General features: G+C 58.3%; 14 protein-coding genes. 5 read left to right on the forward strand and 9 right to left on the reverse strand.

Annotation, left to right across the window (positions count from 1 at the left end; translation table 11 throughout):
* Window positions 1-386: 386 nt before the first annotated feature.
* The 6 genes from msrQ to PSUM_RS24395 all read right to left on the reverse strand — a co-directional run bounded on the left by msrQ (window position 387) and on the right by PSUM_RS24395 (window position 6366).
* On the reverse strand, window positions 387-1007 hold the full coding sequence (gene msrQ, locus PSUM_RS24370) for a protein-methionine-sulfoxide reductase heme-binding subunit MsrQ (RefSeq protein ID WP_033044642.1): 621 nt from the start codon (window positions 1005-1007) through the stop codon (window positions 387-389).
* Window positions 1007-2020: a protein-methionine-sulfoxide reductase catalytic subunit MsrP gene (msrP, locus tag PSUM_RS24375; RefSeq protein WP_020798576.1), complete on the reverse strand. Its 1014-nt coding sequence runs from the start codon at window positions 2018-2020 to the stop codon at window positions 1007-1009. The genes msrQ and msrP overlap by 1 nt, the downstream gene beginning before the upstream one ends.
* Window positions 2021-2083: 63 nt before the next feature.
* Window positions 2084-2941 carry a CDP-diacylglycerol--serine O-phosphatidyltransferase gene (gene pssA, locus PSUM_RS24380; protein ID WP_020798577.1) on the reverse strand — a complete coding sequence of 286 codons (858 nt, stop codon included), beginning with the start codon at window positions 2939-2941 and terminating at the stop codon, window positions 2084-2086.
* A gap of 144 nt (window positions 2942-3085) precedes the next feature.
* On the reverse strand, window positions 3086-4102 hold the full coding sequence (gene ilvC, locus PSUM_RS24385; protein WP_007909969.1) for a ketol-acid reductoisomerase: 1017 nt from the start codon (window positions 4100-4102) through the stop codon (window positions 3086-3088).
* A 45-nt stretch (window positions 4103-4147) separates the two neighbouring features.
* Window positions 4148-4639, reverse strand: coding sequence for an acetolactate synthase small subunit (ilvN, locus tag PSUM_RS24390; RefSeq protein WP_003176102.1), 492 nt, complete (start codon window positions 4637-4639; stop codon window positions 4148-4150).
* Between the two features lie 2 nt (window positions 4640-4641).
* Window positions 4642-6366, reverse strand: coding sequence for an acetolactate synthase 3 large subunit (locus tag PSUM_RS24395; RefSeq protein WP_020798578.1), 1725 nt, complete (start codon window positions 6364-6366; stop codon window positions 4642-4644).
* 400 nt (window positions 6367-6766) lie between these two features.
* Here PSUM_RS24395 and PSUM_RS24400 point away from each other — a divergent pair, with 400 nt between their 5' ends.
* Complete coding sequence (locus PSUM_RS24400) at window positions 6767-7189, forward strand: DUF4124 domain-containing protein (protein WP_083349759.1); 423 nt, start codon at window positions 6767-6769, stop codon at window positions 7187-7189.
* 108 nt (window positions 7190-7297) lie between these two features.
* Here the strand turns inward: PSUM_RS24400 and PSUM_RS24405 are convergent, their stop codons facing one another.
* Genes PSUM_RS24405 through mrcB form a run of 3 tightly spaced genes read right to left on the reverse strand, consistent with a single transcriptional unit; the run spans window position 7298 to window position 10723 of the window.
* Window positions 7298-7633 (reverse strand): YqcC family protein, encoded by a 336-nt coding sequence (locus tag PSUM_RS24405; RefSeq protein ID WP_020798580.1) that lies wholly within the window; start codon window positions 7631-7633, stop codon window positions 7298-7300.
* The gene (locus PSUM_RS24410; protein WP_083349760.1) at window positions 7633-8382 is read right to left on the reverse strand and encodes a tetratricopeptide repeat protein; all 750 of its coding nucleotides are present in this window, start codon (window positions 8380-8382) and stop codon (window positions 7633-7635) included. The genes PSUM_RS24405 and PSUM_RS24410 overlap by 1 nt, the downstream gene beginning before the upstream one ends.
* Window positions 8383-8398: 16 nt before the next feature.
* The gene (mrcB, locus tag PSUM_RS24415; protein WP_033044039.1) at window positions 8399-10723 is read right to left on the reverse strand and encodes a penicillin-binding protein 1B; all 2325 of its coding nucleotides are present in this window, start codon (window positions 10721-10723) and stop codon (window positions 8399-8401) included.
* A gap of 115 nt (window positions 10724-10838) precedes the next feature.
* On the opposite strand from mrcB, the gene PSUM_RS24420 reads away from it, so the two are divergent.
* From PSUM_RS24420 to PSUM_RS24435, 4 genes are all read left to right on the forward strand, one after another.
* A complete protein-coding gene (locus PSUM_RS24420) occupies window positions 10839-12395 on the forward strand; it encodes a bifunctional aminoglycoside phosphotransferase/ATP-binding protein (RefSeq protein WP_033044038.1) in 1557 nt (518 codons plus the stop codon).
* 90 nt (window positions 12396-12485) lie between these two features.
* Window positions 12486-12830 carry a pentapeptide repeat-containing protein gene (locus tag PSUM_RS24425; RefSeq protein ID WP_020798584.1) on the forward strand — a complete coding sequence of 115 codons (345 nt, stop codon included), beginning with the start codon at window positions 12486-12488 and terminating at the stop codon, window positions 12828-12830.
* A gap of 242 nt (window positions 12831-13072) precedes the next feature.
* Window positions 13073-13345 carry a TfoX/Sxy family protein gene (locus PSUM_RS24430; protein ID WP_007971093.1) on the forward strand — a complete coding sequence of 91 codons (273 nt, stop codon included), beginning with the start codon at window positions 13073-13075 and terminating at the stop codon, window positions 13343-13345.
* A gap of 16 nt (window positions 13346-13361) precedes the next feature.
* A complete protein-coding gene (locus PSUM_RS24435) occupies window positions 13362-14171 on the forward strand; it encodes a Crp/Fnr family transcriptional regulator (RefSeq protein ID WP_020798585.1) in 810 nt (269 codons plus the stop codon).
* Window positions 14172-14403 lie beyond the last annotated feature (232 nt).

Below are 14403 nucleotides of genomic sequence, written 5' to 3' on the forward strand. Positions count from 1 at the left end.
GACTAGCAGTCTGACTCCACAAGCACCCACACGAATTGCTTGATTCAGTTGTTAAAGAGCGGTTGGTTAAGATCTTTCGTCTCAACCGAGGCGCGCATTCTACAGCAGCCTCATTTGCTGTCAAGTGATATTTTTCAGAAGCTTTCAAGAAAACCTTAACAACTTCAACCACTTGCGCTTCAGATCTCTCATCAGCGGGAGGCGAATTCTACAGCGTTACACGCTGCTGTCAACACCTCTTTTTCAACTTCCTTGGCGCTTCGATGAACTGAAGCAACCTGCTGCCGAAAACTGCGTAACTCATTGTTTACCAAGGAGTTTTCCGTTTCGACTGCGCCGGAAGTGGGGCGAATTATAGGCTTCCAGAATCTGCCGTCAACCACTAATTACGCCTTTTTGGCAGAAGTACCCTTTTTAGCGATCAGGCGCGGGATTCGACGAGCCAGCGGCGGTAGCCTGAGCACTAACAGCAATGCGCCTATAGATGCATAGATCGACCACTCCTTAACATCGGCGCGCACGATCCAGAGCATATGCAGCAATCCGAGCACGAGAACCAGATAAGCCAAGCGATGCAGCTTCTTCCAAAGAACTCCCATACGTCGTTGGCTGTATCGATTGGACGTGCAAGCCAACGACAGCAAACACAAAAAACCCATTGCCCCGACAATGATGTACGGTCGCTTGCGCAATTCGACACCTAGCTGCGACCAGTCAAATCCAAGGATGAACGCCAGGTAGGCGCTCAAGTGCAGAACCACGTAAGCGAAACACCACAATCCCAATTGCCGCCGGACCGCTATCCACACCGCCCAACCCGTGAGCTTTTGCAGCGGCGTCATACTGAGCGTGATGAGCAACAGCACAAGCGCCCCTAACCCCAACCGATCAACCAGCACCTTGCCGGGATCAGGCCCCAGCGCATCCTGCCAGGCCTGGTACAACCAAAGCAGCGGCCACACCATTGCACAAATGAAAACCGCTGTACGCCAGAGCGGATATCGCATCAATAATTCTTCCGCAAATCGAGCCCTGCATATAAAGAAGCGACTTCATCCGCATAACCGTTGAATATCAGCGTGTCACGCACATTGGGCTTGAACAGGCCGCTCGGCAGTCGGCGCTCGCGAGCCTGGGTCCAGCGCGGGTGGTCAACCGTAGGATTCACGTTCGCGTAGAAACCGTATTCATCCGCGGCAATACTCTGCCAAGTGGTTTTAGGCTGTTCGCTCACCAGGCTTATCCGCACGATGGACTTGATGCTTTTAAACCCGTACTTCCATGGCACGACCAAACGCAAAGGCGCCCCGTTCTGGTTCGGCAACTCACGCCCGTACATCCCCACCGCCAGTATTGCCAGCGGGTTCATGGCTTCATCCAATCGCAGCCCTTCTACATAAGGCCAGTCGATCAAGGCGAACCCGGACCGCTGTCCAGGCATGCTCTTTGGATCCTGCAGGGTTTCGAAGCGTATGAATTTGGCGCTTGACGTGGGCTCTACCTGGCCAAGCAGCGCCGAAATGGGGAAGCCGATCCATGGAATCACCATCGACCACGCCTCAACGCAGCGCAAACGGTAAATGCGCTCTTCCAACTGATAAGGCTTCATGAAGTCTTCCAGAGCATACCGCCCAGGCTTACCCACCTCCCCGTCCACGACCACGCTCCAGGGTTCGGTTTTCAGCGCACCGGCGTTGGCAGCCGGGTCACCCTTGTCAGTGCCGAACTCATAGAAGTTGTTGTAATGCGTCGCGTCCTTGAACGGTGTGATCGCCTCATCCTTCACGCTGACGGCACCCCATCGAATCGAGGGAAGCTTTTCGCCAAACCAGGAGGGTGCCTTGCCAGGCTCGACACCCGGGTATCGCGCCGCTTCATCGGCCACCGCCCACCGCGGCAGACTGCTCACCGCCAATCCGGTTACGGCAGCACCCAATACATTGCGTCGAGAAAGATAGAGAGATTCAGGCGTGACGTCCGACTCATGGCAGTCGGACGCTTTTGGGACTTTGATCAGCATGGCTACTCCGCAGCATTGGAGAACAGGCGCACCAACAGACTGCGGAGTATGAGGGAAATTACATCACTCGGCGCTTTTACGCCGACGAAGATGTAACAGGTATTGGACTGGACCAGATGCGGCGTAGGCGAGGAACACCAGGAGCAGGATGCGCGGCGGATCACTGAATACGACGGCAAACACCAACACCACAGCAAGGATCGCCACAAACGGAACGCGCCCTTTCAGGTCCAGCTCCTTGAAGCTGTTGTACTTGATGTTGCTGACCATCAGCATGCCGGCCGCCGCCACCATCAGCGCAACCAGGAAGGACATCTTGGAACCCTGGATGCCGTAATCACTGAACGCCCAGACAATACCGGCTACGACTCCCGCCGCAGCCGGGCTGGCGAGACCGATGAAATAACGCTTGTCGGCAGTACCGACCTGGGTGTTGAACCGTGCCAGGCGCAACGCCGCACCCGCGACATAGATGAAGGCGACCATCCAGCCGACTTTGCCCATGTCACCAAGCGCCCAGCCGAAGGCGAGCAACGCCGGTGCCACGCCAAAGGCGACCATGTCCGACAGCGAGTCGTACTCGGCGCCAAAGGCGCTCTGGGTATTGGTCATGCGGGCAACGCGGCCGTCAAGGCCGTCGAGCACCATCGCCACGAAAATCGCGATGGCGGCGAACGCAAAATACTTGCTCGCACCAATCGAATCGCCGGCACTCAAGGCACTCTGGGCGCTCATCGAGTTGATGATGGAATAGAACCCTGCGAAGAGATTCGCAGTGGTGAACAGATTCGGCAGAAGATAGATACCACGATGCCGGACTTTACGGCCGTCAGCGTCATGCCCTTCTTCGATGTGCTCATCGATGGGCAGAAGGCTTTCGGCGTCAGAAGCCTGCTTTGGCTCTTCGGGACGTTCGCTCATGGACATTACCTTGCAACGGGGTGGAAAGTTTCGACAGGTGTCTGGGACGACGGTTCGACCGCAAACGATGCAGCTTTATACCAGAACCGATCACCCAAACGAAAAAACGCGGCCTAAGCCGCGTTTTTCGTACAAGTAATCGACTTAGTTCTTGGCTTTGTCGACGATCTTGTTGGCACCGATCCAAGGCATCATGGAGCGCAGTTGCTCGCCGATGACTTCGATACCGTGCGCGGCGTTATTACGACGCTTGGCGGTCATCGAAGGATAGCCGGTAGCGCCTTCGCTGATGAACATCTTGGCGTATTCGCCGTCCTGAATGCGTTTCAGGGCGTTGCGCATGGCCTGACGGGATTCGGCGTTGATCACTTCCGGGCCAGTCACGTACTCGCCGTACTCGGCGTTGTTGGAGATCGAGTAGTTCATGTTGGCGATACCGCCTTCGTACATGAGGTCCACGATCAGCTTCAGTTCGTGCAGGCATTCGAAGTAGGCCATTTCCGGCGCGTAGCCAGCTTCAACCAGGGTTTCGAAACCAGCTTTTACCAGTTCAACGGTACCGCCGCACAGAACGGCTTGTTCGCCGAACAGGTCGGTTTCAGTCTCGTCCTTGAAGGTGGTTTCGATGATGCCGGTACGACCGCCACCCACGCCAGCAGCGTAGGACAGTGCTACGTTTTTAGCGTTGCCGGATGCGTCCTGGTAGATCGCGATCAGGTCAGGGATACCGCCGCCTTTGACGAACTCGGAACGTACGGTATGACCTGGTGCCTTCGGCGCGATCATGATCACGTCGAGGTCAGCGCGCGGCACAACCTGGTTGTAGTGGATCGCGAAACCGTGGGAGAAGGCCAGGGTGGCGCCTTTCTTGATGTTCGGCTCGATTTCGTTCTTGTACAGGGAAGACTGGAACTCGTCCGGGGTCAGGATCATGACCAGGTCGGCAGCAGCAACAGCGGAAGCAACGTCAGTCACTTTCAGGCCGTGGGCTTCAGCCTTGGCAACAGTGGCCGAGCCTTTGCGCAGGCCAACAGTCACGTCAACGCCGGAATCTTTCAGGTTGCACGCTTGAGCGTGGCCTTGGGAGCCGTAACCGATGATGGCAACTTTCTTGCCCTGGATGATCGACAGGTCGCAGTCTTTATCGTAGAAAACTTTCATGAATTTCCCCTATATCAGGCCGTTCAGGCCATTCGCTAATTTGGTTTAGATGCTGAGTACTTTGTCGCCGCGGGCAATACCGGTGACGCCACTGCGGACGGTCTCCAGGATCGAGGCGGTGCCAATGGACTGGATGAAGCTGTCGAGCTTGTCGCTGGTACCGGTCAATTGAACGGTATATACGCTGGCACTGACATCGACGATCTGTCCACGGTAAATATCGGTGGTGCGCTTGATCTCGGCGCGCTGGGCGCCGGTGGCCTTGACCTTGACCAGCATCAGTTCGCGCTCGATGTGAGCACTTTCCGACAGGTCGACCAATTTGACCACTTCGATCAGCTTGTTCAGGTTCTTGGTGATCTGCTCGATGACTTCATCGTGCCCGACAGTGGTCAGCGTCAGACGCGACAGGGTCGGGTCTTCGGTGGGGGCCACGGTCAGGCTTTCGATGTTGTAGTTGCGCTGCGAGAACAGGCCGACAACACGAGACAAAGCGCCAGGTTCGTTTTCCAGAAGCAAGGAAATAATGTGCCGCATGATTAAGTACGCTCCGTCTTGCTCAGCCACATATCGCGCATGGAGCCGTCTTTGATCTGCATCGGATAGACGTGCTCGCTGGTGTCGACCGAAATATCGATTACCACCAGGCGATCTTTCATGGCGAACGCCTCTTCCATCTTCGACTTCAAATCTTTCGAATCAGTGATGCGCACGCCAACGTGGCCATAGGCCTCCGCCAGCTTGACGAAATCAGGCAGCGATTCCATGTAGGAATGAGAGTGACGGCTGCCGTAGCTCATGTCCTGCCATTGGCGAACCATGCCCAGTACACCGTTGTTCAGGATGACGATCTTGACCGGCAAACCGTATTGCAGGCAGGTCGACAATTCCTGAATGTTCATCTGGATGCTGCCCTCGCCCGTTACGCAGGCGACGTCATCATCCGGAAAGCTCAACTTGATACCCATGGCCGCAGGGAAACCGAAGCCCATCGTGCCCAGGCCACCGGAGTTGATCCAGCGGTTCGGCTTGTTGAACTTGTAGTACTGCGCCGCGAACATCTGGTGCTGACCCACGTCGGAGGCTACAAAGGCATCGCCCTTGGTCACTTCGCACAGGGTTTCAATCACCGCCTGCGGCTTGATGACACTGCCGTCGCCCTTGTCATAAGGGAACAGGCCGCGGTCACCGCGCCACTCGTCGATCTGCTTCCACCAGCTGGCCACGGACTCCTTGTTCGGGGTCTCGCCGATTTCCTTGAGGATCGCGACCATTTCGGTCAGGACGCTCTCGACCGGACCCACGATAGGCACATCGGCCTTGATGGTCTTGGAGATCGAAGCCGGGTCGATGTCGATGTGGATGATCTTGGCGTTCGGGCAGAACTTCGATGCGCCGTTGATGACGCGGTCGTCGAAGCGCGCGCCGACGGCCAGGATCACGTCAGCATGGTGCATCGCCAGGTTGGCGGTGTAGCTGCCGTGCATACCCAGCATGCCGATGAACTGACGGTCGGTACCAGGGTAACCGCCCAGGCCCATCAGGGTGTTGGTCACTGGCAGGTTGAGCATCTTCGCCAACTCGGTGAGCGGCGCGGAGCCACCACCCAGGATGACGCCACCGCCCGAATACAGCACAGGCCGCTTGGCCGCCAGGAGCATTTCTGCCGCCTTGCGGATTTGCCCCGAGTGGCCGCGAACGGCCGGGCTGTAGGAGCGCAGCTTGGCTTTTTTCGGGAAGACGTATTCGAACTTCTCGGCCGGGTTGGTCATGTCTTTCGGAATATCGACAACGACCGGACCAGGACGACCGGATTGCGCCAGGTAGAACGCCTTCTTCATGACTTCCGGGATTTCCGACGCATGCTTGATCATGAAGCTGTGTTTCACGATCGGCCGGGAAATACCGATCATGTCGGTTTCCTGGAAGGCGTCGGTACCGACCATGGTGCTAGGCACTTGGCCGGAAATCACCACCATCGGAATGGAGTCCATGTAGGCCGTGGCGATACCGGTGATGGCGTTGGTCGCGCCCGGGCCGGAGGTCACCAGTACCACGCCGGCTTTACCGGTGGCACGGGCGTAGCCGTCAGCCATATGGGTCGCGGCCTGCTCGTGACGAACCAGGATGTGAGTCACTTCCGGTTCTTTGAACAAGGCATCATAGACATGAAGAAGAGCACCGCCCGGGTACCCGTAGATATATTTGACGCCTTCGTCGCGCAAAAAGCGGACGAGCATCTCACCGCCAGATAAAAGCTCCACGTTGTTCACCTCTAAAACGCCAGAATACCGTCCACGAAAAGGGGGACGGGTCTTAATAGGTTTACTTCCCAGCAGAGCATGAGCGACGGTGGTCGCCGACTACGTCAGCACTGACTGAGCAAGTATTGGGATCGTCCCAAGTGTTGCGGGCCTTTCCCACCCAGCGCGAGGTAACGCGTTGCGGGTGTAACAGGTCGGCGCGGATGTGCGCCTCATGATCTGCTGAGTGGGTCTGCTTCTGGCAGTCCCTCTACAGCGGACTTTGGATTCTTCTGTTTCGTCCCTTGCAAGTCAAGTCGTCTATGAGCTTTATTCTACTAACCACATGAGAACGCAAGAAAAAACCTGTAAACCCCCTGCGTGTTAGCTTCAATTGCGCAACTTTTGACAAGGAATTGGCATGCGTACGCACTTCCTCATCGCCGGCCTGATGCTCGCCCTTAGCCCGCTGTCCATGGCCGCGCAGATTTACCAGTGGGTCGACGCCCAGGGCGTTACCCATTTCGATGCTCAACCGCCTCGGGATCAGCCTGCCACTACCATCGTCACGCCCGCCCCAAAGCCTGGCAGGTCGGGCACTGGCGCACAAAACGGGGCCATTGGCGACCAACAGGCGATCGACAAGTCGGTGAAGAAGCAGGTGAGCGAGCAACAGAACCAGCTGAAGGCTTTCTGCGAACAGGCGCGAACCAATCTGGCGCAATTGCAGAATAATCCGCGTTTAAGAGAGGAAGTGGATGGCCAGATGCGGCGTATTGATGGCTCCCAGCGTCAGGAGCGCATCGATGAAACGCAAAGGCAGATTGCGGATAACTGCATGTAGGAGCCCGTAGGAGCTGTCGAGTGCAACGAGGCTGCGATCTTTTTTTGAAAGCAAGATCAAAAGATCGCAGCCTCGTTGCACTCGACAGCTCCTACAGGGGATTGCAGCTCAGCGCGAGGCGGTGATTAGTTGATCGAACTCTTTGAGCAAAGCCTGCAGCTGCCGATCCTTGCCCTGGACATTGCGCTGGGCGAAGACCATTTCAGCCATCTCCTGAATCCCCGATGCATTCGGCAAGGGCAGATCCTGCTCCAGGATTGCTTTCATGCGCGGCAGGAAGATCCATTGCAGCCACTGCTCGAAGTCCAGCGTATCAACTGAAAACGGCTCGACGCTGGACAGCGCTTCAGCGGATGGCGCGACCTCGTCCCACCACCCTTGCACCCGCAATTCGCGTTCGATCAGCAGCAGTTGATCGGCAATCTTCGGAAACCGTACATCCATCACGAAGTAACCTTGGCTTTCTGGCGAGCCAAAGCGGCGCCCGCCGAATCACCCTGCTTCTCGCGCGCTTGGGCAATCAGCTCCCAAAGGCTGGCCTGCAGTGCCGGACGCCCGTTGGCGAAGGTCAGGCCACGGCGAGCAAATTGCTCGGCCTGCGGCGCATCACCTTGGGCCATGCGCACCTGCGCCAGGCGATAGAGCACTTGCGGCTCACGCGGGGCGACACGCTGGGCGCGCTCGAGGCTGGAAGAAGCGCCATTGAGATCGCCGCCGGCCTGTTGCTGCTGGGCGGTGGTTAATAATGCCAGCACCGGCCCGTCCAGTTGCTCGTCGGCGGACAAGCCACCGGAAGTGGCCGACGGAATCCTGCTCGGTGTCGAGGGCATGCTGTAGCTGCCTTGATTGACCGGCGCGGACTGAACCGGCGACGTGTCGATCGGCCCGGGCGTAATCGGGCCCGGGGTTATTGGTCCCGGAGTAATCGGAGTCGTGCTGATCGGTGCCGACGTCACCGCACCACCACCCGGCACCATCACGACAACACCAGTATCGCCTTGTGGAATCTCCTGGGCCTGGGGTTGCACAGGACGCTTTACCGTCGTCTGACGGTAGCCGCCGTTCGCCGATACGCGCTCGCTATTGGAGACCTTGGTGCCGGAGTCCACCACCGGAATCGAGCCGCGCTGTACCGAAGAACAACCGCTGAGCAAAGCCACGGCGGTAATCGCTGGAATCAACCACTTGTTCACTTGAAACCCTCTTTGCTTAATTCATCCAGCCCTTGACCCAATCCATCACCGTTTCACCGTTGATCGGGCTTTCGCCACCACAAGCGGGACCGGGAGGCGGTTCGCTGCCGCGAATATACGGCATCTGCACGGCGCCGGGGCAACCGGCGTCGGAGCCTTGGCCGGTTCGCGAATCGACCCAGGCCTGAACGATATTATCCGGCTGCGGCATGTCCAGCGGCAACGGGTCGGCCTTGCGCATGAAGCTGGTCCAGACCTGCAACGCACCGGTGGCACCCGTGAACGGTGTCTTGCCGTTGTCGTCGCGTCCCAACCAGACCACCGCCAGCAAGTCCTGACTGAAACCTGCGAACCAACTGTCTCGCGAGTCGTTACTGGTGCCGGTCTTGCCGGCCAGGGTCAAGGTCTTTGGCAACACGTTGTAGACCGAGCTGCCGGTACCTTCACGCATCACGCGCTGCATGGCGCTCTGGATCAGGTAGATCGACGCGGGGTCGAAACGCTGCTGGATCTGGAACGGATAACGCTTGAGCGGCTCGCCTTCCGCCGTCAGGACGCTACGGATCCCGCGCATCGGCGTATTGAAACCGCCATTGGCGAGCGTCTGGTACATGGTCGCCACTTCGATCGGGGTCATACCGCCAGCGCCCAGCAACATCGACGGGAAGGCCGGAAACTCGCGACTGACACCCAGGCGCCCAAGAGTCTTGAGGACATTCGGCACACCCACGGCCAGGCCCAGGCGTGCGGTCGACAAGTTGTAGGAGTGCGCCAGCCCTTGGTAAAGGAAGACCGTGCCGTGGGAACGGCGATCATAGTTCTGCGGTTTCCAGACCTGGCCGTCGGCGCCCTTGACCGAGAAGTAGTCGTCCGACAGCCAACTGGTCAATGTGTACTGGCTCGGTTTTTCCAGCGCCGTCAGGTAAACCGCCGGCTTGATCAACGAGCCGATCGGCCGCACCGCGTCCAGCGCCCGGTTGAAACCGGCAAAGCTGGCCTGGCGACTGCCGATCATGGCCTGCACCTCGCCGGTTTCCGGATTGGTCACCACCATCGCCGCCTCGACCTCATCCGAGCCCTTGCGACCGGACAGGCGCTTGAACGTGTCGTTGACCGACGCTTCGGCCTTCATCTGCAGGATCGGATCGAAGCTGGTGAAGATCCGCAGCCCCTCCTCGGTCAAGTCTTCGTCGCGGTAGTCTTCACGCAGCTGGCGCTTGACCAGGTCAAGGAAGCCAGGGAACGAGCTGTCCGCCAGACTGCCGCGCTTGGTCACGCCCAACGGCATTTTTTTCGCCGCTTCGACTTGCTCCGCCGTGGCGACACCCTGCTCCTGCAGCACATCGAGCACCAGGTTACGCCGCTCAAGTGCACGCTCCGGATACCGGCGCGGGTTGTAGGAGGACGGCCCCTTGACCATGCCGACCAGCAAGGCCACCTGATGCAGCTTGAGCTCGGCCAGAGGCTGACTAAAGAAGAACTGGCTGGCCAGGCCGAAACCGTGCACCGCGCGTTGACCGTCCTGACCGATAAACACTTCGTTGAGGTAAGCCTCAAGGATCTCACGCTTGTCGTAGTGCAGTTCCAACAGCAACGCCATCATGGCTTCGGTCAGTTTGCGGGTCAGGCTGCGCTCGTTGGTCAGGTAGAAGTTCTTGACCAGCTGCTGGGTCAGGGTACTCCCCCCCTGACGCATGCGACCCGACGAGCCGTTGACCCAGATCGCCCGGGCAATCGACTTCGGCGAGACACCAAAGTGGTGATAGAAGTCACGGTCCTCGACCGCGACCAGGGTCTCGAGCAAATACGGTGGCACCTGATCGATCTTGATCAGGATCCGGTCTTCGAGGTTTTTCGGGTACAGGCCACCGATCAGCAGCGGTTCCAGACGCACCACCGACAATTTCGAACCCTTGGCCGCCGACAGTTCGGCCACGTAATCGCCCGAGAAGCGCACACGCACCGGTTGCGCTTGCTCCATGCCTTCATAGAACTGGAAGCCACGGGTATTCAGATCGACGGTATTGCCGTTGACGGAAGCCGCGCCCGGACCGTTGGCCACGCTTTCACGGCGATAGCCCAAGGCATCGAGCTCGGTGAGAAAATCGTCCCTGCTCAGCTTTTGTCCGACGAACAGCTCGAGCGGACGTGCGTAGACCTTGGCCGGAATCATCCAGCGCTTACCGGAGAACTTCTCCTGCACGATGGCATCGAGGTAAACGGCGAACCCGGCCAGCACCACAAGGCCGACCAGGCTGAGTTTAAGGGCCCAGCCAAGCCAGGGCCGCAGGCCTCTGGAGGGGGGATTCTTTGGGGTACGGGGGGATCGAGTACGAGTCATGGCGGCGGATTATACGCACTTTATTCATAGTCAACAGGAGGCCCGCGAGTTTGCGTTAGGCTGGCTAGACGCCATAATGACGACCTGAATTTTTTCCGACTCTTAAGGATCGCCTGTGAGCCAGTCCCTGATCGCCGCCCTGCAAAACCCGGCCCTCTACCCGCATCCTGTAGATGGTTTCAAGGTCATCGAGACCCACATTTCCTGGGTCGTGCTTACCGGCCCCTTTGCTTATAAAGTGAAGAAGCCGATGAACTTCGGCTTCCTCGACTTCACCACCCTCGAGGCTCGCAAGCATTTCTGCGCAGAAGAGCTGCGCCTGAACCAGCGCCTGACCCAGGATCTTTATCTCGAAGTGTTACCGATCACCGGTAGCGCCGAAGCACCGCAACTGGGCGGCGAGGGTCCAGCCATCGAGTACGCGCTGAAAATGCGCCAGTTTGACCAGGACGGATTGCTCAGCACTCTGCAAGCCAATGGCGAACTGACGCCGGCGCACATCGACCAGATGGCCGAACAGATTGCCCGCTTCCATCTGGACGCACCGCGAGTGCCGGCAGAACACGAAGCCGGGACCGCAGACAGCGTCATGGCCCCTGTACGACAGAACTTCGAGCAAATTCGCCCCTTCCTCAGCGACAAGGCCGATCTGCTGCAACTGGACGCCCTGCTGGCCTGGGCTGAAAGCAGCTTCGAACGTCTCAAGCCACTGTTTGCCCAACGCAAGGCAGAGGGCTTCATTCGCGAATGCCACGGCGACATCCATTTGGGCAACGCTACCGTGATCGACGGCCGCGTGGTGATCTTCGACTGCATCGAGTTCAACGAACCGTTCCGCTTCACCGACGTGTACGCCGACACCGCCTTCCTGGCGATGGACCTGGAAGACCGCGGCCTGAAGTGCCTGGCACGTCGATTCATCAGCCAATACCTGGAGCTGACCGGCGATTACCAGGGTCTGGAACTGCTGAACTTCTATAAAGCCTACCGAGCATTGGTGCGCGCCAAGGTCACCTTGTTCAGCATGCCGGCCGAGGCCACTGCGGTGCAGCGCGCCACGGCACTGCGCCAATACCGCAACTACGCCAACCTGGCGGAAAGCTACAGCACCATCCCGTCCCCCTTCATGGCCATCACCCACGGCGTTTCCGCCGTTGGCAAAAGCCACGTGGCCATGCGCCTGGTCGAAGCACTGGGGGCGATTCGCCTGCGCTCCGATGTCGAACGCAAACGCCTGTTCGGCGAGCAAACCGTCGCCAATGACCTGCAAGCCGGCATTTATAGTGCCGATGCCAGTGTCGCGACCTACCAGCGCTTGCATGAAATTGCCGGGCTGATCCTGCACGCCGGGTTCCCGGTGGTGGTCGATGCCACCTACCTCAAGCATGAACAGCGCGACAAGGCGGCGAAAGTGGCCGAAGCGACCGGCGCGCCTTTCCTGATCCTTGACTGCAATGCACCACAAGCGGTGATCGAGAGTTGGCTGGCCCTGCGCCAGGCAGACAAAAAGGATCCGTCCGACGCCACCCTGGCCGTAATCGAAGCCCAGCAAGCCAGTCGTGAAGCATTGACGCCCGCAGAAATCCTCTGCAGCAAACGCGTGCAGACCAACGAAAGCGGAACCCTCGACACAGTCGTAGAACAGATTCGCCAGCGCCTGCCCGGCCTGTAAGGAGCATTTGAGCCGTGAAGCCTGATCCGGCTTCACGGCCTTCAAACAGTGGCACTATACTGGCGTCATAAATCCAACAGGTGACGTGACATGAGCCAGCCGAAACTGCTCGACTCCCCGCTGTATGCCTTGCTGCATAAAGACGACATCACCGGTTTTAACAAAGAGCGCCCCAAACAGGGTCCTATCGACATGATCGGTGGTGATTTCCGCGGCCTCGACCTGCGCGAACTCAACGCCGAGGGCATCGACTTCACCGACGCCTATTTTCGCTCCGCCGATCTGCGCGGCATCGATTTTCGCAACGCTTCGCTCGAAGGTGCGAGCCTGGCCCACGCACAGATTTCCGGCGCCTATTTCCCAGTGGAGCTGAGCGCGGACGAAATCCTGATGTCGATGAACTTCGGTACGCGCCTGCGTTATCGCACCCGCTGACCGCCAGTCTGAATTGACAAGTCCAGCGCCCCGACATTGCGCTGAATTTTGGGCAGTATTGCCTGAAAACTTGGCAAATTGATCGCTTTTCTCACCTTTTCCTTGCTTTTGGCAGCATCACAGCCAGCGGCCTCTTAGAAGCTTTTGCGTCAAAAACGAGCAAACAATCACGCTTTTCCTACTGATGGCTACACTCCTCAGAAGCTTGCCCATGCACCATTCGGCCATCGCAAGGAGGCTTGATGAATGATGAACTGCAACACCTGAAGAATCTTGGCAAGACGTCGGCGCAATGGCTGCATGCCGTGGGCATCCACAGCGCCTCGGACTTGCGTCGCCTGGGGGCGGTGGATGCTTATCGAGCCGTGCGCACGCGCGGGTTCCGGGCGTCCAAGGTGTTGTTGTACGCGATCGAAGGCGCCTTGATGGACGTGCACTGGAATGACATCCCCGCCGAACGCAAGGAAGCCTTGAACAAACAACTCGAAGCCATCTCGTCACGCCACAAGAATTGAACGAGTACCGCTCGCCATGTACTTACTTGGGGAACAACCGGCCTACGCCGAAACACTGATCACTCGCCTGCAGAACATTCCCGCCCGGCTGTTGCAGGGTTTGACACCGAGCGGGCCCGCCGTCGAATTTTCCGCCATCGACGACCTGGCCGCCGTTTTGCCCGCCGATCAACTGTTCATGCTGGATGACGGCCGGCTGCATGGATGCATCGACGACCGCGCACTGTTCTACCTGCAGCATGGCGATCTGATCGGCCTGCGCCAGGACGCGGGATTGCCGCGCTGTCGCTTGTGCAGCAAGACGCCCCTGGCGCTGACACCCTACCTTCGATCGCAGGTGTTCCAGCACATCTATGCCGACCCGACCCGCTCGGAGCTGTTCCTGCAGTACATGGCGGGCCAGACCGCCCTGCTGTCCGATGCCGTGGCGCGCCTCAAGCAACCGGAGTTTCGCGCCACCAACGGCTTCCAGCGAGTTGCCAGCGGCGAAATCCTGATCCATCAGGGCGATGAGGCGGACCATGTGTTCGTGATCATCGACGGCCATGCCGAAGCGTTTGTCGATGGGGTGAAGGTGGGCGACGTGCCCAAGGATGAGATTTTCGGCGCCATGGCCGTGTTTACCGGGGAGAAACGCAACGCAACGGTCATCACCAGTGAACCCTGCACCCTCATGCGCATTCCCAAGGATCAGTTCTTGAGCCTTACCCAGAGCAATCCGAAGATTGCTAACAGCCTGATAGAGAGCATGGCCCGGCGTATCGACCTGCTGAATAAACAGGTTACACAGTTGAGTGCACTGAAAACGACAGGCAGAGCTCAGTGAATACAAGGACTTGGAACCATCGTGCGACAGGAATCAGGTAAATGGAAATCACCTGTTGACTTGGTAATGAGAATCGATATGATTATCACAACTGGTCGCGAGACTGGTCGATATTCTGAAAAGCCCTTGGTTCGGACTCTCAGATTATCTCCTCATCAGGCTAATCACGGTTATTTGACCCGGCTCTTGCCGGGTCTTTTTTTGCCCGCGGGAAAGTCGCGCAACGCTGCAG

The sequence above is a fragment of the Pseudomonas umsongensis genome (assembly GCF_002236105.1).
GTDB classification, from domain to species: domain Bacteria; phylum Pseudomonadota; class Gammaproteobacteria; order Pseudomonadales; family Pseudomonadaceae; genus Aquipseudomonas; species Aquipseudomonas umsongensis.